Origin of the sequence: Amycolatopsis magusensis (assembly GCF_017875555.1) — a bacterium.
GTDB classification, from domain to species: Bacteria; Actinomycetota; Actinomycetes; order Mycobacteriales; family Pseudonocardiaceae; genus Amycolatopsis; species Amycolatopsis magusensis.
On record NZ_JAGGMS010000001.1, the window covers coordinates 1,467,390 to 1,488,872 of the forward strand.

21 protein-coding genes and 1 pseudogene are annotated in these 21,483 nt (G+C 69.4%); 9 read left to right on the forward strand and 13 right to left on the reverse strand.

Annotated features, from left to right (window positions below; genetic code table 11):
- Positions 1–90 precede the first annotated feature (90 nt).
- The gene (locus JOM49_RS06930; protein ID WP_209663521.1) at positions 91–372 is read left to right on the forward strand and encodes a DUF3311 domain-containing protein; all 282 of its coding nucleotides are present in this window, start codon (positions 91–93) and stop codon (positions 370–372) included.
- Positions 369–2,012, forward strand: a complete 1,644-nt coding sequence (mctP, locus tag JOM49_RS06935; RefSeq protein ID WP_209663522.1) for a monocarboxylate uptake permease MctP — start codon at positions 369–371, stop codon at positions 2,010–2,012. Before JOM49_RS06930 ends, mctP begins: the two co-directional genes overlap by 4 nt.
- Before the next feature lie 342 nt (positions 2,013–2,354).
- Here the strand turns inward: mctP and JOM49_RS06940 are convergent, their stop codons facing one another.
- The 7 genes from JOM49_RS06940 to JOM49_RS06970 all read right to left on the reverse strand — a co-directional run bounded on the left by JOM49_RS06940 (position 2,355) and on the right by JOM49_RS06970 (position 9,016).
- A complete protein-coding gene (locus JOM49_RS06940) occupies positions 2,355–3,581 on the reverse strand; it encodes an RNA polymerase sigma factor (protein ID WP_209663523.1) in 1,227 nt (408 codons plus the stop codon).
- Between the two features lie 2 nt (positions 3,582–3,583).
- The gene (locus JOM49_RS06945; protein ID WP_209663524.1) at positions 3,584–3,943 is read right to left on the reverse strand and encodes a YciI family protein; all 360 of its coding nucleotides are present in this window, start codon (positions 3,941–3,943) and stop codon (positions 3,584–3,586) included.
- Between the two features lie 69 nt (positions 3,944–4,012).
- Positions 4,013–4,960 (reverse strand): bifunctional helix-turn-helix transcriptional regulator/GNAT family N-acetyltransferase, encoded by a 948-nt coding sequence (locus JOM49_RS06950; RefSeq protein WP_209663525.1) that lies wholly within the window; start codon positions 4,958–4,960, stop codon positions 4,013–4,015.
- Positions 4,961–5,291: 331 nt separating this feature from the next.
- Positions 5,292–5,441 (reverse strand): hypothetical protein, encoded by a 150-nt coding sequence (locus tag JOM49_RS06955; RefSeq protein WP_020669193.1) that lies wholly within the window; start codon positions 5,439–5,441, stop codon positions 5,292–5,294.
- A 254-nt stretch (positions 5,442–5,695) separates the two neighbouring features.
- Entirely contained in the window at positions 5,696–6,892 is a 1,197-nt protein-coding gene (locus tag JOM49_RS06960) for an ATP-binding protein (protein WP_209663526.1), read from the reverse strand.
- A 94-nt stretch (positions 6,893–6,986) separates the two neighbouring features.
- Positions 6,987–7,733, reverse strand: coding sequence for a MerR family transcriptional regulator (locus tag JOM49_RS06965; protein WP_209663527.1), 747 nt, complete (start codon positions 7,731–7,733; stop codon positions 6,987–6,989).
- Positions 7,734–7,801: 68 nt separating this feature from the next.
- Positions 7,802–9,016 carry a GNAT family N-acetyltransferase gene (locus tag JOM49_RS06970; RefSeq protein WP_209663528.1) on the reverse strand — a complete coding sequence of 405 codons (1,215 nt, stop codon included), beginning with the start codon at positions 9,014–9,016 and terminating at the stop codon, positions 7,802–7,804.
- A 59-nt stretch (positions 9,017–9,075) separates the two neighbouring features.
- On the opposite strand from JOM49_RS06970, the gene JOM49_RS06975 reads away from it, so the two are divergent.
- Both JOM49_RS06975 and JOM49_RS06980 read left to right on the forward strand, forming a co-directional pair.
- A complete protein-coding gene (locus JOM49_RS06975) occupies positions 9,076–10,113 on the forward strand; it encodes a glycerophosphodiester phosphodiesterase family protein (protein ID WP_209663529.1) in 1,038 nt (345 codons plus the stop codon).
- A gap of 111 nt (positions 10,114–10,224) precedes the next feature.
- The gene (locus JOM49_RS06980; RefSeq protein ID WP_209663530.1) at positions 10,225–10,794 is read left to right on the forward strand and encodes a DoxX family protein; all 570 of its coding nucleotides are present in this window, start codon (positions 10,225–10,227) and stop codon (positions 10,792–10,794) included.
- 185 nt (positions 10,795–10,979) lie between these two features.
- Here JOM49_RS06980 and JOM49_RS06985 read toward each other — a convergent pair whose 3' ends face one another.
- Positions 10,980–12,269 carry an acetyl-CoA C-acetyltransferase gene (locus JOM49_RS06985; protein ID WP_209663531.1) on the reverse strand — a complete coding sequence of 430 codons (1,290 nt, stop codon included), beginning with the start codon at positions 12,267–12,269 and terminating at the stop codon, positions 10,980–10,982.
- A gap of 98 nt (positions 12,270–12,367) precedes the next feature.
- Here JOM49_RS06985 and JOM49_RS06990 point away from each other — a divergent pair, with 98 nt between their 5' ends.
- Positions 12,368–13,705, forward strand: a complete 1,338-nt coding sequence (locus tag JOM49_RS06990; protein WP_209663532.1) for a 3-oxoacyl-ACP reductase — start codon at positions 12,368–12,370, stop codon at positions 13,703–13,705.
- Between the two features lies 1 nt (position 13,706).
- Positions 13,707–14,561, forward strand: coding sequence for a MaoC family dehydratase (locus JOM49_RS06995; protein WP_209663533.1), 855 nt, complete (start codon positions 13,707–13,709; stop codon positions 14,559–14,561).
- Positions 14,562–14,603: 42 nt separating this feature from the next.
- Here JOM49_RS06995 and JOM49_RS07000 read toward each other — a convergent pair whose 3' ends face one another.
- Complete coding sequence (locus JOM49_RS07000) at positions 14,604–15,269, reverse strand: TetR/AcrR family transcriptional regulator (RefSeq protein ID WP_209663534.1); 666 nt, start codon at positions 15,267–15,269, stop codon at positions 14,604–14,606.
- Between the two features lie 187 nt (positions 15,270–15,456).
- Between JOM49_RS07000 and JOM49_RS07005 the strand changes: the two are divergent.
- A pseudogene (locus JOM49_RS07005) lies at positions 15,457–15,894 on the forward strand (SCP2 sterol-binding domain-containing protein); the annotation flags it as partial.
- Between the two features lie 119 nt (positions 15,895–16,013).
- Positions 16,014–16,613: an SCP2 sterol-binding domain-containing protein gene (locus JOM49_RS07010; protein ID WP_209670907.1), complete on the forward strand. Its 600-nt coding sequence runs from the start codon at positions 16,014–16,016 to the stop codon at positions 16,611–16,613.
- Here the strand turns inward: JOM49_RS07010 and JOM49_RS07015 are convergent.
- From JOM49_RS07015 to JOM49_RS07025, 3 genes are all read right to left on the reverse strand, one after another.
- Positions 16,610–17,071, reverse strand: a complete 462-nt coding sequence (locus JOM49_RS07015; RefSeq protein ID WP_209663536.1) for an FxsA family protein — start codon at positions 17,069–17,071, stop codon at positions 16,610–16,612. The two genes, JOM49_RS07010 and JOM49_RS07015, sit on opposite strands and share 4 nt — an antisense overlap.
- Positions 17,072–17,139: 68 nt before the next feature.
- Positions 17,140–19,053, reverse strand: a complete 1,914-nt coding sequence (locus JOM49_RS07020; RefSeq protein WP_209670909.1) for an ABC transporter ATP-binding protein — start codon at positions 19,051–19,053, stop codon at positions 17,140–17,142.
- Positions 19,054–19,094: 41 nt separating this feature from the next.
- A complete protein-coding gene (locus JOM49_RS07025) occupies positions 19,095–19,655 on the reverse strand; it encodes a TetR/AcrR family transcriptional regulator (RefSeq protein ID WP_209670910.1) in 561 nt (186 codons plus the stop codon).
- Between the two features lie 297 nt (positions 19,656–19,952).
- On the opposite strand from JOM49_RS07025, the gene JOM49_RS42830 reads away from it, so the two are divergent.
- Positions 19,953–20,096, forward strand: a complete 144-nt coding sequence (locus JOM49_RS42830; protein WP_308159055.1) for a hypothetical protein — start codon at positions 19,953–19,955, stop codon at positions 20,094–20,096.
- A gap of 59 nt (positions 20,097–20,155) precedes the next feature.
- Here the strand turns inward: JOM49_RS42830 and JOM49_RS07035 are convergent, their stop codons facing one another.
- Positions 20,156–21,481, reverse strand: a complete 1,326-nt coding sequence (locus JOM49_RS07035; RefSeq protein WP_209663537.1) for a dihydrolipoamide acetyltransferase family protein — start codon at positions 21,479–21,481, stop codon at positions 20,156–20,158.
- Between the last annotated feature and the right edge of the window lie 2 nt (positions 21,482–21,483).

The following is a 21,483-nucleotide window of genomic DNA, read 5'->3' on the forward strand; positions in this document are numbered from 1 at the left end:
CCGGACATGGGTGACGCACGGGGGCGGAGGTTCTAAGGTCAACGCGATCTCCGCCTGTGGAGAGCTCGACGAGGAGTTTGGTGAGGCCACATGTCGACCGGTAAGCCCGGGGGCCGGGTTTCCGGGCTGGTGTTCAGCCCGTGGAACCTGCTGCTGATCATCCCGTTGTGGGTCGTGATCACCCCGCTCTACAACTTCGAAGAACCCCGGCTGTTCGGGATGCCGTTCTTCTACTGGTTCCAGTTCGCCGGCATCGCGGTCGGGGTGCTGTGCACCACCGCGGTCTACCTGATGACCAAGGACAAGCCGACCAGCCGGACCGGGCAGCCCGAGTCCGATGTGGACGAGCTGGACGAAGGGAGCGCCCGGTGAGCACCATCCAGTGGCCGGAGCTGATCATCTTCGTCCTGCTCTTCGCGGTGGTCACCGTGCTGGGCTTCGTGGCCTCCCGGTGGAAGGCCGGGGACACCCTCGACCACCTCGACGAATGGGGCCTCGGCGGGCGCAAGTTCGGCTCGTGGATCACCTGGTTCCTCATCGGCGGTGACCTCTACACCGCCTACACCTTCGTCGCCGTGCCCGCGCTGCTGTTCGGCGCCGGTGCCGTCGGCTTCTACGCGCTGCCGTACACGATCGTCGCCTACCCGATCGTCTTCCTGCCACTGCTGCGGTTGTGGTCGGTGTCGCGCTCGCACGGCTACGTCACCCCGGCCGACTTCGTGAAGGGCCGCTACGGCTCGTCGATCCTGGCCACGCTGATCGCGATCACCGGCATCGTCGCCACGATGCCCTACATCGCGCTGCAGCTGGTCGGCCTCGAGTCGGTGCTGCGCACGCTGGGGTTCAACGCCAGCGGCTTCCTCGGGCACCTGCCGCTGCTGATCGCCTTCGTCATCCTGGCGGTCTACACCTACCAGTCCGGGCTGCGGGCGCCGGCGCTGATCGCGTTCGTCAAGGACATCCTGATCTACATCGTCATCCTGGTCGCGGTGCTGTACCTGCCGAGCAAACTGGGTGGCTGGGCGTCGATCTTCAGCGCGGCGGACGCCAAGTTCGACGCCACCCCGTCGGCCTCGGACGGCATCTTCCTCAACGTGAACAACCAGTTGCAGTACGCGACCCTGGCCTTCGGCTCGGCGCTGGCGCTGTTCCTCTACCCGCACTCGGTGACCGGCGTGCTCGCTTCACGCGGGCGAACGGTGATCAAGCGGAACATGTCCGCGCTGCCCGCCTACTCGCTGCTGCTCGGCCTGCTGGCGCTGCTCGGGTTCGTGGCGATCGCCGCGGGCACGAAGCCGATCACCAACGAGGCCACCGGGCGCCCGGACGGCAACACGATCATCCCGCAGCTGTTCGCCGAGCAGTTCCCGTCGTGGTTCACCGGCATCGCCTTCGCCGCCATCGGCATCGGCGCGCTGGTGCCCGCCGCGATCATGTCCATCGCCGCGGCGAACCTGTGGACGCGCAACATCTACAAGGAGTTCATCAAGAAGGACGCTTCGCCGAAGCAGGAGGCCAAGCAGGCCAAGCTCGCCTCGCTGATCGTCAAGTTCGGCGCGGTGGCGTTCATCCTGTTCATCGACCCGCAGTTCTCCATCGACCTGCAGCTGATCGGCGGCGTGATCATCCTGCAGACGCTGCCCGCGGTGGCGCTTTCCCTCTACACCAGGTGGTTCCACATCTGGGGGCTGGTGGCCGGCTGGGTGGTCGGCATGGGCTGGGGGATGATCCTGCTCTACAACATCCCCAACCCGGCCAGCGGCAAGGCCCACTTCGGCGGGTCCGCGCTGGCGCTGGACAAGATCGACCTGTTCGGCTGGCAGCCGTTCATCGGCTCGACCGTGCAGATCTACGTGGGTGTGGTGGCGCTGGCCGCGAACCTGGTGGTGGCCGTGCTGGTCACCGTGGTGGCACGGCGGATGAAGGTGAACAACGGCACGGACCAGACTTCCGGGCCGGATTACCACGTTGATGAGCACGACAAGAATCTGCGTGCGGTGGGGGTGCATTAGGTAGGGGGCCTCGCCCCGGTTTTTGATTGTGACTACGGCGAAGGCCTCCATGTCAAGGCGGGAATGATGCCTTGACATGGAGGCCTTCGCCGTGTTTTTGGCTGTGGACCGGGGTGCGGTGGGGGGGTCTGGGCGGATGCTCCCGGTGAGCGCCCGGGCGGCGGTTGGGTTGGTGGTGGGGGCTGGGGGATGCTTCTGGTGGGGTGCCTGGGTGGCGGTGGCGTGGTGGGGTGGCTGGGGGGCGAGTGTCACGAATGTGGCTTTGGGGGCCGAATCCGCCCCGAAAGCCACATTTGTGTCCCTGGGGGCGCGGGGCTCGGCTGGGTGCCGTGAATGTGGCTTTCACGGCATCGACCCTGGGCTGCGCCGGGGTTCGCAGGTGGAGAGGCGGCGGCGTAGGAAGCGGTGTTGCGGCTCGGAGCCGGGGAGTGTCAGGGCCTCCCGGTAGTAGTGGGCGGCGGTCGCCGGGTTGTCGGCGAGCAGCCATAGTGCGCCGAGGGCGGCTGGGAGCAGTGGGTACGCGGCCAGCCGGGGTTCGTCCCGGAGGCGTTCGAGTTCGGCGATGCCTGCGGCCGGGCCGTTCGCCATGGCCAGGGCGATCGCCCGGTTCAGCCTGCCGACCGGGGACGGGCGCAGCGTGAGCAGTTGGTCGTAGAGGCCGACGATGCGCGGCCAGTCGGTGTCGGGGGTGGTGTGGCTCAGGGCGATCGCCGCTTCCACGTGGTACGCCGACAGCTCCGGGCCGGTGCAGGCGGCGGCGAACAGCCGCGTGCCCTCGGCGATCATCGCGTGGTTCCATCGGCTGCGGTCCTGTTCGTGCAGCAGCAACAGGTCGCCGTCGGCGTCCACGCGGGCGGGCAATCTGCTGGCCTGCAACAACATCAGCGCCAGCAACGCCCGAGCCCGCGGTGTGTCGGTACGCCGGTCGGCCAGCACGAGCCGCGCCAGCCGGATGGCCTCGCCGCACAACTCGCCGCGGATCGCCTCTTCCCCGCTGCTGGCCTGGTAACCCTCGTTGAACAACAGGTAGAGCACCGCCAGCACACTGTCCACTCTGGACTCGACGGGCGCGGGCAGTTCGAACGGCTGCGCGCTCCCGGCCAGCCAGCGCTTGGCCCGCACCAGCCGCTGCGCCACGGTGGCCGGTTTGTCCAGCAGGGCCGCGGCGATCTCGTGGACGCCCAGCCCGCCGACGGTTTTCAGCGTGAGCGCCACCTGCGCGGGCACGGGCAGTTCGGGGTGGCAGCAGAGCACCATCATGGTCAGCTCGTCGTCGGCACCGGCGGGCTTCTCCAGTTCTTCGAGCAGCAGCGGGAGTTTCGTTCGCAGCGAGTCCTCGCGGCGTAGCAGGTCGATCGCGCGGTTGCGGGCGGCGCGGAAGAGCCAGCCGCGTGCGTTGTCCGGCACGCCGTGGTGCGGCCAGGTGCGCAACGCCTGCTCGATCGCGTCGGCCACGGCTTCCTCGGCCAGGTCCAGCCGCGCCGGGCCGAGGAGGCGGGCCAGCGTGGCGGTGATCTGCCCGGCGCTGTGCCGGAACAGGTGCTCCACCACGCCCGCCGTGTCGCTCATGGCTACTCCTCCGAGCAGCTCTCGCCGGCGATCTTGCGCACCTCGATCGGCCCGAACCGCAGGTGCGGATGGGTGCCGAAGATCTTCACCGCCTGGTCGTAGTCGTCGGCGGTGATGGTGACGTACCCGCCGACGATCTCGGCGGACTCGGTGTGCGGCCCGTCGGTGGTGGTCAGCTCGTCACCGGAACGCCGCAGCAGGCGCCCGCTCCTGGTCAGCGGGTGGCTGTCGCGCAGGCGTCCCTCCTGCGCCATCCGGTCGGTCCAGGCGATGTACGACTCGAGCACGCGCTGCGCCTCGTCGGGGCTCAGGTCCTGGACGCTCTTCTCTTCGCGGCGGATCAGGCCGAGGTAGTCGGGCATGGGTTGCCTCCTTGGTGGTCGGGTGCACTGGAGACGAACGAACCCCCGCCGGAATCGACAGCGCGTCCGCTACAACTTCAGCCGCCAGGTCTGCCCGGTCACCACGGGCCCGAAATCGCTGGTCGGCTGCTCGTCGACCAGCTCGAACCCCGCTGCCTGGTAGATCCGCCGAGCCGAAGCCAGCAGGCTCACCGTCCACAACTCCATCGAGGTGTACCCGGTCGACCGCGCGAACGCCACGCATTCGCCGACCAGCCGCCCGCCGACCCCGTGCCCGCGTGCGCTCGGCTCCACCAGCAGCAACCGCAACTTGGCCGTCTGCTCGTCCGAGCCGCGGGTGCACATGATCGACCCGACGCGCTCGCCGTCCAGCTCCGCGATCCACGCCGCCTCCCGAGCCGGGTCGTGGTCGGCCAGGTAGTCCGACACCACCCGCGCCACCAGCGACTCGAACCCGTCGTTCCACCCGTGTTCCTTCGTGTACACCGCGCCGTGCCGGTGCACCACCCAGCCCAGGTCCCCGGCCCGCGGCGCCCGCAGCACCACCGTCGGATCGTGCTCCCCGCCGACGATCCGGGTGATCGTGCGCATCGCGTCCAGCAGCTCGAGCTGACGGTCTTCGCCGAACTGGCCCAGCAACGCGCCGATCTGCTCGGAACTACGCCGATCCAGCTCCGCGAACACCTCACGGCCCTGGTCGGTCAGCCGGACGATCTGCCGCCGCGCGTCCTCGGCACTGCGCTCCCGCACCAGCAGCGCCCGCCCCTCGAGGCGCCCCAGCAACCGGCTCGCGTACCCCGCGTCCAGCCCCAGTACGCGACGCAGCTCGCCGACCTCGCTCCACTCGCGTCGCGCCAGCTCGAACAGCACCCTGGACTCCGGCAGCGAGTACTCGGCCCCCACCGGCCCCTCGTCCAGCACCCCGATCACTCTCGTATACAGCCGGTTGAACGCCCGAACTTCCCGCACCCGATTCACCTGACAACCACAACAAACTTCAATGACGAAGTCAACCATTAAGCCAAGCGGGGTCCCCCCGAAGAAAACACCGTTTTGTTGGCGTCCCGTTGGTTCCTCGCCAACAGGCACCGCCCGCCAAGGCGAGGAACTCGCCCCGCGGGGGTCCGGGGGGCTCGGCCCCCCGGGATATACGCAGCTCACGGCCATGGGCAGTGCGATGCCAACGGCGAGCACAAACATGGAAACCCCGTGATGCTGCCAGGTCGGGGGTCCGCCAGCATCACGGGGTCATTGGGGGTATCGACGCCTGGTCGTGTGGCGTTACACCCCGGTCGTATTGTGTTCTACGTCACTCGTGTGGGTGAAAGTCCACCCAGGTCACGAGGGGTCAGCGCATGTGGGGCTGACGGGCCTGGGCGATCGCGATGAGCTCCTGACGAACGGTCGCGGTGGCCGCGGTGTCGATCGCCCGGTTCAGTGCCCGGCGAGTGCGAGCCTCGGCGCGGCGGGCACGGAGCTTGGCGGCGATGTTGTTCATCGGTGTCTGCATCCCCTTCAAGGGTTTCGCTGGATCTCTCGGCTTACGTCGTCTAGTATGCCGCACTTTGCCCAAGATCGCCAATGATTATCCGGTGATCTGGCGCACGAGCCGATGAATCATCGGCAAACAAGGAGTAGATCCGACGAACCCAGCGTGCCCGTCATCCTCTCGGACTATCTCGCCGAGTATTGGGAAATCTCTATAAAGCCGCAGACACGACTAGGTCCCGGCAGGCCGACAGGGAGAGGAGCTCAGTCGTCGATGCGGCTGAGCAGGTAGTGGCCGAAGTGCGGCACGGTGAAGGCGATCCGGCCGCGTTCGGCCGAGTACACCAGGCCCTTCTTCATCAGGCTGTCCCGCGCCGGCGACAAGCTCGACGGCTTGCGCCCCAGGTAGACGGCCACATCCGAGGTGCTCGCCGCCTCGTCGCGGCCCTGCGTCAGCTCGGCCATCGCCAGCAGGTACTCGCGTTCCGCCGGGGTCGCGCGCTCGTACCGCGAGCCGAAGAACCCGACCGCCAGCTCCGACTCCGCCTCCGGCGCCGCGACCTGCACGTCCTTGACGGTGATCGGATCGTCCGGCGCGGCGTCCCACGCGGCCTTCGCGTACGCCTGGATGAAGTAGGGATAACCGCCCGAGGCGTCGAACAGGGCGTCCAGCGCCTCCGGCTCGATCCCCGCGTCCTCCCGGTCGATCGGCGCGAGCACCGCGCGGTCGGCGTCCTCGCGGTCCAGCCGATCGATCCGGGCGTACCGGAAGAGCCGTTCCGAGTAGGACTTCGACGCCGAAAGCACGGCGGGTACGTGCGGCAGCCCGGCGCCGACGACCACCAGCGGCGCCCCCGACTGGGACAGCTCGTGGCAGGCCGCGCACAGCGCCGAGACGTCCTCCGCGTTGAGGTCCTGGATCTCGTCGATCAGCAGCGCGACCCCGGTGCCGACGTCCGCGGCCAGTTCGGCGACGTCGGTGAACAGCTCCACCAGGTCGATCTCGATGTCGCCGGAGTCCGCGCGGCCCTGCGCGGCGGGCACGTCGATGCCCGGCTGCCAGCGGTCACGCAGCTTCGCGTCCGGTTTCGCGGCCCGCAGGGCGAACGCCTTGAGCACGCCCAGCACCGATTCCACCCGGTCCGGCGCGCGGTGGCGGACGGCCAGGTCGCGGATCGCCCGGTGCAGTGCGGCCGACAGCGGCCGCCGCAGTTCGGTGTCCGGCCGGGCCTCGATCTTGCCCGCGCCCCAGCCGCGTTTGACGGCCATCGAGCGCAGTTCCCCGAGCAACACGGTCTTGCCGACGCCCCGCAGGCCGGTCAGCATCAGGCTGCGCTCCGGACGACCGCGGGCGACCCGCTCCAGCACCACCTCGAAGGCGTGCAGTTCCCGCTCCCGCCCCGCGAGCTCGGGCGGGCGCTGCCCGGCGCCGGGAGCGAACGGGTTGCGGATGGGGTCCACTCTCGCACCGTATCGGGCTTTCTAGCGTGCCAGCGATAATCGGGCAGAAATTGCTACGCGTGTCGTGGCCAGGTCTGCAGCCCTGGCCACCGGCCTAATCGGTGAGGTTGCGCTCCCCGTAGACCTTCATCGCGTCGCGGATGTACTCCGCGTTCCCCTTGCCGTGCTGGTCGTAGGTCGCCGTGAAGCGCTCGTCCGACACGTACATCTCACCCAGGCCGATGAAGTAGCACTTGCTCACCTCCACCGTCTTGGCCAGCCAGTCGTGCTGGCGCCGGGTGATCGCCTGCGCGACCTCGCCGTCCGCCGGCTCCCCCGCCCGCATCGCGTCGGCGAAGTCGCGGGCGATGTCGACCTGTTCCTGCTGGAACGCCTTCTTCTCGGCGTCGCTCAGCGAACGCCACCAGCGGTCGCCCTTCTCGTAGGCGTCCTTGCCCCAGCGTTCGACGACCTCGTCCTTGTACTGGGCGTTGTCGAACCCGTCGAAGACCTCTTCCGCCATCAGTTGCTCACCTCCTTCCGTCTTCCGCAGGGTCGTGCGCACCGATTCGATCTGCCGCCCGAGCCGCTCGCGTTCCCGTTCGAGCAGCTCCAGGTGGGTGCGCAAGGCCGCGGCGGGGTCCTGCTGCCCGGCCAGCACCTCGGCGATGGCGGGCAGCCCGAGCCCCAGTTCGCGCAGCAGCAGGATCCGCTGCAGGCGCACCAGTGCCCGTTCGTCGTAGTAGCGATAACCGTTGGACCCGACGCGCGTGGGTTCCAGCAGCCCGACCTGCCCGTAGTGGCGCAGGGTCCGGCTGGTGGTCCCGGCCGTGCGCGCGATGTCCTGGATGGACCACTCCACTGCTCCCACCCCTTCGCGACCTCGTGTTCCACGGTAGAAGTTGACGCAGCGTCAAGGTCAACCCGGAATCAGAAATCCGTTCCGCACCAGGGCGGTGTCGCACTGCGGAAGAGGGCATCCGCCCTGGTCAGCGCTTCGGGATCGCGAGCCTGGATCCGGCCGATCCCCGCGAGTGTGCTCGCCGGGAAGCCGCCGAGGTAGAGCATCGCCAGGGTGTCGACGTCCAGTTCGAGGTCGGCGTCGGCTTCCGTGCGCTCGGCGCCCTGCGGGCTGATCCGGTAGCGGCCGGCGTTCTCCGGCAGCCGGGCGTCGCGCACGTCGAGCACCACCGGCTCGGCGTGGCCGTATGTCCTGGACGCAAACGCTTGCGCCACGTCGGTCAGCCGCACCCAGAGGTGGTCCTGGATGGCCATGACCTCCGCCGCGCGCGGGTTCTCCAGCACCAGATCGATCGGCTCGTCGATCGGCCGGGACTTCAGCCGGATCTTCGTCACCAGGTCGACTGACAGCAGGAACCGGTACAGCCCGGCGAGCGCTCCCGGGTTCGCGGCGTGCAGGTCGCGGACGTCCAGTGCCTCGCCCGCGGCGGGCTGCTCGAAGGTGCCGAGCGACCTCGGGCGGTAGGTGACGAACCCGTCGTCCACCCCCTGGTGATCCTGGTGGACGGCGACCAGGTACTCGTCGCGGTCGAGGACGCGGTCGTGGTTCCACCGCCACCACCCATCGCCGCGCGTGATCATGCCCGGCCGGTGCAGGCCCATCCGCGCATACAGCTCGCGGGGCAAGGTCCGCGCCTCGGCTTCGGACAGCAGGCGCACCGACCCGGTCACCGGCACGTCCGCCCGCAGCCGCGCCCGCGTGCGATCGACCATCACGTGCTTGACCTGGGACGAGACGCCGTAGCCGAAGCGGCCGTAGATGGTGGCCTCGCTGGCGTGCAGCACCGCCGCCGGTTCACCGCGTTCACGGCACTCCCGCAGTTGCGTGGTCAGCAGTGCGGAGACCACGCCGCGTCGCGTGCGGTCCGCGCGGACGCCCACCCAGGCCACCGCCGCCGCGGGCACCCGCCCACCCGGCACCGCCAGGTCGACGGCGGCGGACACGGTCATCCCGATCGGCCGCGTGTCCTCGAACGCGGCCCAGGTCCGCTCGGCGGGGAACGCGTCCCTGGCGATCGCCCACTGCTCGTCGGTGAACGGCGGTGAGTGCAGGGCCCTGGCGACCGTGCTCTGCGCCGGGCGGCGTTCGTGCTCCTCCGGGCGGCGGACGGTGAATTCGGTCATGACGATGATCTTCCCAGGGTTCACCTCGTTTTCGCCTTGGCCTGGTTAGCTCGCCAGCCATGAGAATCCTCCCCAAAGCGCTGGTCGCGGCACTGGCCGTGACCGTGCTCGGCGGCTCCGCCGCGCAGGCGCACCCCCGCAAGGACTTCGACATCCAGGCGCACCGCGGTGGGATCGGGCTCACCGTCGAAGGCACGCTCGCCGCCTTCTCCACCGCCATGGAACTCGGCGTCACCACGCTGGAGCTGGATATCCAGATCACCAAGGACGGCCGGGAGGTGGTCACCCACGACCGCAGGACGAACCCGGCGAAGTGCGCCGACACCCAGCCCGCCGTTCCCGGCGACCCGGCGTTCCCCTACGCGGGCAAGTACGTCAAGGATCTGACGTTCGCGCAGGTCCGGACCCTGGACTGCGGCTCGCAGAAGCACCCGAACTACCCGGGCCAGCAGCTCTCACCGGGCGCGAAGATGCCGACCCTGCGTGAGGTGTTCGACCTGGCGCGCGAGCATCGCGCCTGGGGCATCCGGTTCAACATCGAAACCAAGGTGGAGGCGGCCGCGCCGCACGAGACCGCGCCGCGCGAGCAGTTCGTCGAGCGGGCCGCGCGCGAGATCACCTTCTCCGGGTTCGCCCACCACACCACCGTCCAGAGCTTCGACTGGGGCGCGCTGATGCTGATGCGCCGGACCGCGCCCTGGCTGAAGACGGTGGCGCTGACGCAGCCGGAGTTCCTGCAGGTCGGGCAGCCCGGCAAGTCGCCGTGGCTGGGTGGGCTGGACATCGACGACTTCGGCGGCAGCCCGGTGCGCGCGGTGAAGTCGTTCGGCGCGAGCGCGCTGTCGCCGGTGCACGGCAACCCGCAGGGCGGCTTGGTGACCGACCCGAACTACCTGCCGTTCACCACGAAGGCGCTGGTCGATGAGGCACACCGGGCGGGGCTGAAGGTGGTCCCGTGGACCATCAACGACAAGGCGACCATGCACAAGCTGATCGACGACGGCGTGGACGGCATCATCACCGACTACCCGGACCGGCTTCGCGAGGTCGCCGCCGAGCGCGGGTTCAAGCTGCCGCGGGCGTATTCCACTCGCTAACGGAGTATGGAGCTTTCTAGCCTCAGGACTAGAAAGCTCCATAAGGCGTGAGACCGGAAGGTTTTGGGTACGTTCGAAGCAAGCTTGACTTGCTGTCGGAGAGGTGACCCCGTGATTCTGCGCCGATTGGCCCGCCCCCTGCTCGCGTCGATCTTCATCAGCGGCGGCATCAACGCGCTGCGGCAGGCGGAGGGCCATGCCGAAGCCGCCAAACCGCTGCTGGACAGCACCGTCGGCCGGTACGCCGACAAGCTGCCCGCCCAGGTGCCCACCGATCCGGTGACCCTCGTCAAGGTGGACGCCGCGCTGAAGATCGCCGCCGGTTCGCTGTTCGCGCTGGGCAAGGCGCCGCGGCTGTCCGCGCTGGTGCTGCTCGGCAGCCTGGTGCCGACCACCGTCGCCGGCCACCCGTTCTGGGCGGAGAAGGACGAGCAGGCCAAGCAGCAGCACCTGGTCCACTTCCTGAAGAACCTCGGCCTGGCGGGCGGCCTGATGATCGCCGCCGCCGACACGCACGGCAAGCCCTCGCTGGGCTGGCGGGCCAAGAAGGCCGCCCAGGTGGCCAGCAAGCAGGCCCAGTCGATCCAGAAGTCGGCGGGCAAGCAGGCTCAGACGTGGCAGAAGACCGCCGAGAAGCAGACGCGCAAAGCCCGCAAGCGCGCCAAACAACTCACCAACTAACCCCCGTGGCTTCGGGGCCCCCAAAGCCACACTCGTGCAGCCGAACCGCACACTCACGCAGCCGAGTTCTACGTTCAGGCAGCCGAACCCCACATTCGAAGTCCCAGCCAGCCCAGTGGAAACGCTATGAGTGGGGCATTACTTGCATTCGATGCAAGTAATGCCCCACTCCTGGCATTGGGGACCTACTTCTCCAGGATGGCGGTGATGCCCTGCCCGCCGGCGGCGCACACCGAGATCAGGCCCTTGCCCGAGCCCTTCTCCGCCAGCAGTTTCGCCAGGGTCGCCACGATCCGGCCGCCGGTGGCGGCGAACGGGTGGCCCGCGGCCAGCGAGGAGCCGTTGACGTTCAGCTTCGACCGGTCGATCGAGCCCAGCGGGGTGTCCAGCCCCAGCTTCTCCTTGGCGAAAGCCGGGTCCTCCCAAGCCTTCAACGTCGCCAGCACCTGGGACGCGAAAGCCTCGTGGATCTCGTAGAAGTCGAAGTCCTGCAGGGTCAGGCCCGCCCGCTCCAGCATCCGCGGCACCGCGTACGCGGGCGCCATCAGCAGGCCTTCGCCACCGTGCACGTAGTCGACGGCGGCCGTCTCCGAGAAGGTCAGGTACGCCAGCACCGGCAGGTTCCGCGCCTTCGCCCACGACTCGGTCGCCAGCAGCACGGTCGACGCGCCGTCGGTGAGCGGCGTCGAGTTGCCCGCGGTCATGGTGCCTTCGGGGCCGCCGAACGTCGGCTTCAGCTTCGACAGCTTCTCGACGCTCGAATCCGGCCGCAGGTTCTGGTCCCGCGAGAGCTTGAGGAACGGCGTCAGCAGGTCGTCGAAGAAGCCGCGGTCGTAGGCGGCGGCCAGGTTCCGGTGGCTCGCGGCGGCCAGTTCGTCCTGGTCGGCCCGCGCCACGTCCCAGACCTTCGCGGTCAGCGCGGCGTGCTCGCCCATCGACAGCCCGGTGCGCGGCTCGGCGTTGCGCGGGATCTCCGGCACGATGTGCCCCGGCCGGATCTTCGCGGCCAGCTTCAGCCGCTCGCCGACCGTCTTCGCCGCGTTGAGCTGGACCAGGATCTGCCGCAGGTCGTCGTTCACCGCGAGGGGCGCGTCGCTGGTGGTGTCCACCCCGCCGGCGATCGCCGAGTCGATCTGCCCGAGCGCGATCTTGTTGGCCACCGTGACGATCGCCTGCAACCCGGTGCCGCAGGCCATCTGCAGGTCGGCGGCCGGGGTCTCCGGCGACAGCTTGCTGCCCAGCACGCACTCGCGCGCCAGGTTGAAGTCGCGGGCGTGCTTGAGCACCGCGCCCGCGGCCACCTCACCGATCCGCTCGCCCTGCAGGGAGAAGCGGCTGACCAGGCCGTCCAGCGCGGCGGTCAGCATGTCCTGGTTCGACGCCTGCGCGTACGGGCCGTTCGACCGCGCGAACGGGATCCGGTTGCCGCCCACGATGGCGACCCTGCGGACCGGCGGTGCCTTCTTCGTGGCCATCTTTCCTCCGAGGCGAGTTTGTGGGGGTACTCGTAGGGTAACCTACTCGCTAGTAGGTTAGGCTGCACAGTGACACCGGACGCAGGGAAGGGGCGGTCATGGCCGACAGGTACCAGCAGTTCGCGGGAAGCCAGCTCGGACGGTTCCTCGTGCCGCGACTCGGCTTGCCGAACCCGTACCCGCTGCGCCGCTACACCCCCGGCCAGCCCCCGCTCGACGGTCCCGCCCTGCTCGGCGCGGCTTCCGGTGGACGGCTGGAAAAGGCCCTGTCCACCCAGCTCGCCGACGCCGGTCTCGAGGTGCTCACCTCGCCGTCCGACGGCAAGCACGGCGCGCTCGTCTTCGACGCCACCGGCATCACCGAGCCGGGCCGCCTGCGGGAGATGTACCAGTTCTTCCAGCCGGTGATCCGCCAGCTCGTGCCGTCGGGCCGGGTGGTCGTGCTCGGCACGCCGCCGGAGGCCGTCGAGGGCCGCGAGCGGATCGCGCAGCGCGCGCTCGAAGGATTCGTCCGTTCGGTCGGCAAGGAACTCAAGCGCGGCGCCACCGCCCAGCTCGTCTACGTGGCCGAAGGCGCCGAAGAGGCCACCGAATCGACCCTGCGGTTCCTGCTCTCGGCCAAGTCCGCGTTCGTCGACGGCCAGGTCATCCGCGTCGGCACCCACGGCAAGACCGCGCCCGCCCCCGAGGACTGGGCGAAGCCGCTGCACGGCAAGGTCGCGCTGGTCACCGGGGCTTCCCGCGGTATCGGCGCGGCGATCGCCGAGGTGCTCGGCCGCGACGGCGCGCACGTGATCGCGCTCGACATCCCCGCGCAGGGCGGCGACCTGTCCAAGGTGGCCAACAAAGTCGGCGGCGCCTCGCTGCAGCTGGACATCACCGCCGCGGACGCGCCCCAGAAGCTGGCCGACTACCTCGACCAGCGGCACGGCGGCGTGGACATCGTGGTGCACAACGCCGGGATCACCCGCGACAAGACGCTCGGCAACCTGACCGAAGCCCACTGGGACGCGGTGCTTTCGGTGAACCTCGCCGCGCAGCTCGCGGTCAACGACAAGCTCCTCGCCGACGGCGTGCTCAACGACAACGGCCGCATCATCGGCGTCTCCTCGATCGCCGGTATCGCCGGGAACCTCGGCCAGACCAACTACGCCACCAGCAAGGCGGGCGTGATCGGCATGGTCGACGTCGGCGCGCCGGAACTGGCGGCGAAGAACGGCACGATCAACGCGGTCGCCCCCGGGTTCATCGAGACCAAGATGACCGCGGCGGTGCCGGTGATGATCCGCGAGGTCGGGCGGCGGTTGTCCAGCCTGGCGCAGGGCGGGCTGCCGGTGGACGTCGCCGAGACCATCTCCTGGTACGCGAACCCGGCTTCGGCCGCGGTCAACGGCAACGTCGTGCGCGTGTGCGGCCAGGCCTTCCTGGGGGCGTGAGATGGTCACCAAGGAACTGAGCGCCGCGCCCAGCCTGGGCACGCTGTACCCGAAGGCGCTGCTCGGCGGGCTGCGGTCCGGGCCGTCCGGCGAGCAGCTGCCGGACACCGAGTTCGTGCGCACCGGCATCACCGTGGACCCGGCGCACCTCGCCGCCTACAACCGCGTCTGCGGCTTCCGGTTCGGCGACGAGCTGCCCGCGACCTATCCGCACGTGCTCGCCTTCGGCCTGCAGATGGCGCTGATGACCGAGCCGGACTTCCCGTTCCCGCTGCTCGGCATGGTGCACGTGACGAACCGGATCACCCAGCGTCGCCCAGTGCGGCTCGGCGAGCGGTTCACCCTGCGCGTGCGGGCGGAGAACCTGCGCCCGCACGAGAAGGGCCGGCAGTTCGACGTGCTCAGCGAGCTGGTGCCGTCCACTGAGGACGCTCCGGTGTGGACGGACGTGAGCACCTACCTGCGCCGCGGCGGCGGCTCGGGGGGCAAGGGTTCCGGGGAGCGGCTCGCGGCGCCTTCGCCGAGCGCGATCTGGCGGGTGCCCGGCGACATCGGCCGCCGGTACGCCGAGGTCTCCGGCGACCGCAACCCGATCCACCTGCACCCGCTGACCGCGAAGGCGTTCGGCTTCCCGGCCGCGATCGCGCACGGCATGTGGACCAAGGCCCACAGCCTGGCCGCGTTCGAAGGCAGGCTGCCCGACGCGTTCACCCTGGACGTCAAGTTCAAGCTGCCCGTGCTGCTGCCCGGCAAGGTTGCCTTCACCAGCTGGCGGACCGGGGACGGCTGGGCGTTCGAGCTGTGGGGTGCGACGAAGCCGAAGCCGCACCTGGCCGGCTCGGTGACCCCGGGGTAGGACGGCGCGAAGCTCCGCTGAGGGTGGTGGGCGACGGGTGGGCTAGCTGGCAGGGTCGGCCGGTTTCCAGACGGCGCCTTCGACCAGGTCGTTGAACCCGAGCCAGACCAGGTTCATCAGCCAGGAGGCGAGCACACCGTCGGATACGGCGGGGTGGTCGAGGGCCCAGTCCGCGAGCGACTCGGCGGCGCCGACCAGCGCCGCGGACAGGCCCTCACCGGAGAACTCGGCCTGCTCGGCGAGCCCTTTCCGGGTGCCGGCGGAGACCACCAGCGCGGCCACCAGTTCGATCGCGCGCTTGCGCATGTCGGTGATCTCGGCGGCGAACGGGCCGCCGACCACCAGCGCCTGCCGGTGCAGCACGGTCCACGACTCGCGGTAGTCGGCGACGAACCGGTAGAACGAGCGCAGGCCGTACCAGAGCTGCATGTCCGGCGGCAGGTCCGGCTGGACCCCGGCCTGGATGGCCTCCAGCAGCCGGGTCGCCTCGCGGCGGATGCACTGGGCGAACAGGTCCTCCTTGGAGCCGAGGTAGGTGTAGATCATCGGCTTGGAGACGCCAGCCACCTCGGAGATCTCGTCCATGGACGCGGAGTGGTAGCCGTAGCGGGCGAAGACCTGCACGGCGGCGTCCAGGATCTGCCGTTCCCGGACGGCACGCGGGAGCCGCTTGGCTCGCTCGGGCGGATTCTGCACTTCCTCGGACACCTCGACCTCCTCGTCCGGTGAACGCTACCGGGCGCGGGGCGGCCGGTGTGACGGCACGGCGGCATCGACTTGCCGAGCTACCTACTCGCTAGTAATATTACTGCGGAGTAGGTAGGACTGGGAGGCCGCGGTGGAGGACATCGAGCTGCTCGAAGGCCCGGCGTTGCTCGACGCCCTGCGCGAGACGGACCTGCGTCAGGTGGAGCCCGAACAGTTCGCGCGGATCATCGCCGGCGCCTCGAAGGAACAACTGGAGGTCGTGGTCGCCGATCGGGCGCTGCGGGAGAAGGTGCTCACCGAGATCTTCCGGCGGATGAGCGCGCACCTGCGGCCGGACCGCGCGGCCGGGCTGGACGCGGTGATCCGCTGGCGGCTGACCGGGGGCGCCGCCCCCGACGGCTTCGACCGCTTCGAGACGGTCATCCGGGACGGGGCCTGCACGGTCAGCCGGACGCCGGTGGAGAAACCGCGCGTGACCATCACCGTTTCCCCGGTGGACTTCTTCACGCTCATCACCCATCAGGCGACACCGGCGGTTATGTTCGTCACGGGCCGCATCAAGGTAAAAGGCGATCTCGCATTCGCGGCCGGGCTCATCGGTTTCTTCGACCTTCCCAAGCCCTGAACAGCGATCTACACTCGTTTCCCGTGTCTTCCGATCCTGTTACCTGGCGCGAGCGCTGGCGCGGAACTTTGGCGCGGCGCAGCCGGCTGCCCGCCGAGCGCCCGCGCACGGATTCGGTGCTGGACGCGTTCGCCGCCGAAGTGGAATTCCGGCGGCTGAGCCCGGCGCAGTTCGTGCAGGTGCTGGAAACCCTGCACATGCTGGGCCGGGTGGGCGCGGGTATCGAGTTGTCCTCGCTGTCCACGCAACTGCTCGTCGACGTGGTCAGCGGGGCCACGAAAGAGCAGATCAACGAGCTGGCCGCACACGACGAACTGCGGTCGGTATTCCTCGACGAGATATTCCGCAGAATGTCGGACCATCTCATTCCGGAAAAGGCGGAAAACGCGGAATTCGTCATCGGCTGGCGTTTCCACCACGGGGACGCCGAAGGTCCGTTCGACCGCTACCAGACGGTGGTCGAGGACGGTGTCTGCGTTTCCAGCAGCGACCTCGGCCGCTCCCCGGACGCCACGGTCACCGTTTCCGCCGCCGATTTCATCCGCATGGCCACCGGCGTGACCGCGGCCGCGGCGATGTTCGTCACCGGCCGGGTCAAGGTGAAGGGCGACTACGCCCTGGCCGTCCGGTTCAGCAGCTACTTCGACATCCCGGCCGCTACCCCTCGCCCGGCCCGCCGGCCCACCACCACCCTCAACGGGCGCGCTGCGCGCGACTAACCCTCAATCACCGGGTGATTCTTAGGCTGCTTGGGTTCTTCGTCGACCACTTCGCTGTCCACCACGATCACCCCGCCCTGGAACGGCGAGCGCACGTTCGGCGCGCTCCTCGCCCGCTTCTCGATCCGGCGCAACCAGGCGCGGCGGAAGATGCCGCGGGTCGGCGGCAGGAGCACCAGCAGCCCGACGACGTCGCTGACGAAGCCCGGCAGCATGATCAGCAGGCCACCGAGCCCGATCAGCATGCCGTCGGTCACCTCGTTGTGCGCCGAGCGCCCCGATCGCGCCGTCTCCATGAACGCGCGCGCCGCCTTGCCGCCCTCGCGGCGAGCCAGCCACGAGCCGAGGATCGTGCCCGCCAGCAGCAGGCCGAGCGTGCCGAGGATGCCGATGGCCGAGCCGACCGCCCAGAGGGCCGCCACCTCGGCTACCACGTAGAGCAGGAAAACCACAGCCATGTCCTGTTCAACGACGCACCCGCCCGATTTGCTCCCCGCCGGGGTGCTCGATCGTGGGCACCCCGGCGTCAGGCCTCGTCCAGGTAGGCGGCGGCCTGCAGGCTGAACAGCTCCGCGTAGCCGCCGTCCAGTTCCATCAGCTCCTCGTGTGTGCCGTACTCGGCGAGCTTTCCCTTCTCCAGCAACAGGATCTTCTGCGCCCGCCGGACCGTGGAGAAGCGGTGCGAGATGTACAGGGTGGTGCGCCCGTGGGCCAGTTCACGCAGGCGCGCGAACAACTCGTGCTCGGCTTCGGCGTCCAGCGCCGAGGTCGGCTCGTCGAGCAGGAGGATCGGGGCGTCCCGCTGGAAGGCCCTGGCCAGCGCCAGCTTCTGCCACTCGCCGCCGGACAGGGAGATGCCCTGGTCGAACCAGCGGCCCAGCGGGCTGTCGTAGGTCTTCGGCAGCCGTTCGATCCGTTCGGCGACCCCGGCGCGGTGGGCGGAGTCCTCGATGCGCGGGCGGTCGCTCACGTTGTCGATGTCGCCGAGGCCGATGTTCTCCGCGGCCGTGGCGTGGTAGCTGACGTGGTCCTGGAACATCGCGCTCATCTGCCGTCGCAGCTCGTCCGGGTCGAACTCGCGGATGTCCACGCCGTCGAGCAGGATGCGCCCGCCGGTCGGGTCGTACAGCCGGCACAGCAGCTTGAGCAGCGTCGACTTCCCGGCGCCGTTGCGCCCGACCACGGCGACCGTGCTGGCGGGTTCGATGGTGAAGCTGACGTCGTCGAGCGCCGGTTCGTCGGCGCCCGGGTAACTGAAGCTGACCCGCTCGAAGGTGACCCGCCCGAGCAGCGGCGACGGCAGCGGCCGGGGATCCGGCGGCGCCACGATCTCCGGTTCGGTGCCGAGGAACTTGTACAGCGTGTCCAGGTAGAGGTTGTTCTCGTACATCCCGGTGAAGGCGTTGAACAGGCCCTGCACCGAGGTCTGCACGGCGGTCGCGGCGGCGGTGTACAGCGCGAGGTCGCCCAGCGTCAGCCGTCCGGCGACGGCTTCGAGCGCGATGTAAAGCGCGATCGCCGACCCGGCGAAGGTGGACAGCAGGCTCCAGCCCGCGCCCGCCAGGTTCCGGTTGCGGATCAGCTTGCGCTGCTTGGCGTAGGCGGCCGTGCTGATCCGGTGGAACCGGTCGACCAGGTACGGGCCGAGGCCGAAGAGCTTGGTCTCCTTGGCGTGGTTGTCCGTGGTGACCAGCATCGACAGGTACTCCATGCGCCGCCGGAACGGCGAGAGCATCAGCGTCAGCGTGAACGCGCGGGCGCCGTACTTCGACTGCGCGATGAACGCCGGGATCGGCGCGACCAGTGCGACCAGCGCCAGCAGCGGACTGACGGTGATCAGCAGGGTGATCATGCTGCCGAAGGTGATCGAGGTGCGGATCAGGCCGAGGCCGGAGGTCAGCATGGACACCGGGCGCTGCGGGGCTTCCCGGTCGGCCTGGCGCAGCAGGTCGTAGGACTCCGAGCCCTCGAAGAAGGCCAGGTGCAGGCGGCTGGCGTGGTCCATCACCTGGTGGCGGATGGTCAGCACCATGCGCTCGGTGAGCAGTTGCTGGCAGATGTTGGTCAGCGCGGTGGTGACCGCGGTCAGGGTGAAGATGCCGAACTGGAGCGCGGCGAGCCAGACGATGGGGTCCGTGCCGCCGTGCCCGGAGATCGCCGCGACCACGGCGTCCATCAGCAGCTTGGCGGCGTACGCGGTGACCGTGGGCGTGAGCCCGGCGATCAGCGTGAGCAGCGCGATGCCGATGGTCAGCAGGCGGCCCGCGTCCCAGGTCAGCCGGGCGACCCTGGGCAGCCCGCGGACCGTGCCGCCGACCGCTTCGCGCACGCGCTTGAACCGGGCGCCGAGGTCCTTCGGCTCGTCGAGGGTGGTACGGGGATCAGGGATGGTGATCGGGCCGGTGAGCCCGCTTTCGGTCGCCTTGCCCGCCCGGCGCATCAGCCGGCGCAGGCCGGGCGGTCCCCCACCGCGGAAATCGGTCACCGGCACGCCCCGTCGAGGAAGACGTCCACGATCTCTTCGACGGTGACCGCCTGCTCGGCATCGCGGTGCTGGCCGAGCAGCATGGAGGAGAACAACGCCGCGAGCTTCTCCGGCGGCAGGCGCAACTGGTCGCGCTCGGGCTCGAAGAGCTCGGCGATGGCGTTGCGGGTGGTCAGGAACGAGTCGCGCCGGGCGTTGACGTTGGGCTGCCCTGGCTCGGGGCGCTTCATCGCGCGGCCCGAGGTGAACATGGCGCCGACCACCGCGCCCATGCGCTCGAGGTGCGCGGACAAGGTGGCCGCGGCCTCGATCAGCCGCTCGCGCAGGGGCTGCTCGATCGGGATCTCGGCGATGGCCTGCAACGCGGTGTCGGGACGGACGGCCTCGGCGATGCACGCGTCGAGCAGCTCGTCCTTGTCCTTGAAGGCACGGAAGATCGTGCCCTCACCGATGCCGGCCGCACGCGCGATCTGGCTGGTGGTGATCGCCGCCCCGTGCTCGGCCACCAACGGCAACACCGCACGGACGATCATCTCGCGCCGCTGCTCGACACCCATCGCCGGCGCACGCCGCTTGGTCTGAGGAGGATTCATGTCCCCAGTGTGCGGAGTGAGCACTCACTCCGTCAAGTTCATTCGATCAATGACAAGGCCGGCGAAGGCGTGCGGTGAGCGTTCCCGTAGACGGGCGACGAGTTCGGCGGCCATCTCCGCATCGAGAGCGCCGATCCCGGCCTCCGACACCGGCTCTTCGTCGTACCCAGGTCACCTTCCCCAACGACGCGTTGTTCGGGCCGGAGATCGTCGAGTGGATCCGCCGCCTCGACGAGAGCGGGCCGACCGGCGAGCGCCGAGATCGCCTCGGCGACCGGGTTGTCCGACAAGGCCGTGGCCCGCTGGCTGCGCATCCTCCGGAAAGAGGGGCTGGTCGACCTGGTCGGCACCGCCGTCCGCAGCCCGAACGTGCGCTACCGGTGCACCGCCGAACGCCACTCCTGATGTCACGAATGTGGCTTTCGGGACGAAAAACGTCTCGAAAGCCACATTCGTGACAGTCGTCAGAAGACGAAGGCGCTGGCCGGGTCGGCGAGGAGCATGCCGACGTCGGCCAGGAACTGGGAGCCCTGCTGGCCGTCGACCACGCGGTGGTCGAAGCTCAGCGCCAGTTGCAGCACCTTGCGCACCTTGATCTCGCCGTCGACCACCCAGGGGGTGTCGCGGATGGCGCCGAACGCCAGGATCGCCGACTCACCGGGGTTGATGATCGGCGTGCCGGTGTCGACGCCGAAGACGCCGACGTTGGTGATCGTGATGGTGCCGTTCACCATGTCCGCCGGTGGCGTCTTGCCCTCCCGCGCGGTGTCGGTCAGCTCACCGAGCGCCTTGGCCAGCTCCGGCAGCGACAACTGCTCGGCGTTGCGGATCTTCGGCACGATCAGCCCGCGTGGCGTCGCCGCCGCGATGCCCAGGTGGACGTAGCTCTTGTAGACGATCTCCTGCGCCGCCTCGTCCCAGGTCGCGTTGACGTCCGGGGTCCGCTTCGCCGCCAGGCACACCGCCTTCGCCGCGAAGGCCAGCGGGGTCAGCTTGATCCCGGCGAAGGCCGGGCTCTTCTTCAGCTTCTCCCGCAACTCCATCATCGGCGTCACGTCGACGGTCAGGAACTCCGTCACGTGCGGCGCGCTGAAGGCGCTCTGCACCATCGCCTGCGCGGTCGCCTTGCGCACACCCTTGATCGGCACGCGGCGCTCACCCGATGCGTCCGAAATGGACACAGCAGGAGCGGGCGAGGCGACCGGGCCCGAGGCGGCGCGCTGCACGTCCTCACGGGTGATCACCTGCCCCTCGCTCGCCAGCGCGTGCAGGTCGACGCCGAGGTCCTTGGCCAGCTTGCGCACCGGCGGCTTCGCCAGCGGCACGTAACCACCCTTGACCGGCTCGGCGACCGGCTCGGGCGCGGCGACCGGCTGAGGCGTGGGCGCACCGGCGTCCTTGCGTGCCCGCCGCTTGGCGGTGACCGTCTTGGAGCCGTAGCCGACCAGCGGCTTCATCTCCTCTTCGACCGGAGCGGCCGGAGCAGGAGCAGCTGGAGCCGCCGCGACGCCGTTCGGCGAAGGTGCCTCCGCCGGTGCCCCACCCGGATCGGTGTCGATGGTCAGGATCGGCGTGCCGACCTCGACCGTCTGACCCGGCTCCACGTGCAGCTCGGTGATCACACCCGCCCACGGGATGGGCAGTTCGACCGCGGCTTTCGCGGTCTCGATCTCCACCACGATCTGGTTGACCTTCACCTCGTCACCCGGCTTGACGTGCCAGTTGAGGATGTCGGCCTCGGTCAGCCCCTCCGCCGTGTCGGCCAGGGGAAACTGCTTGTACTGCGGCATGT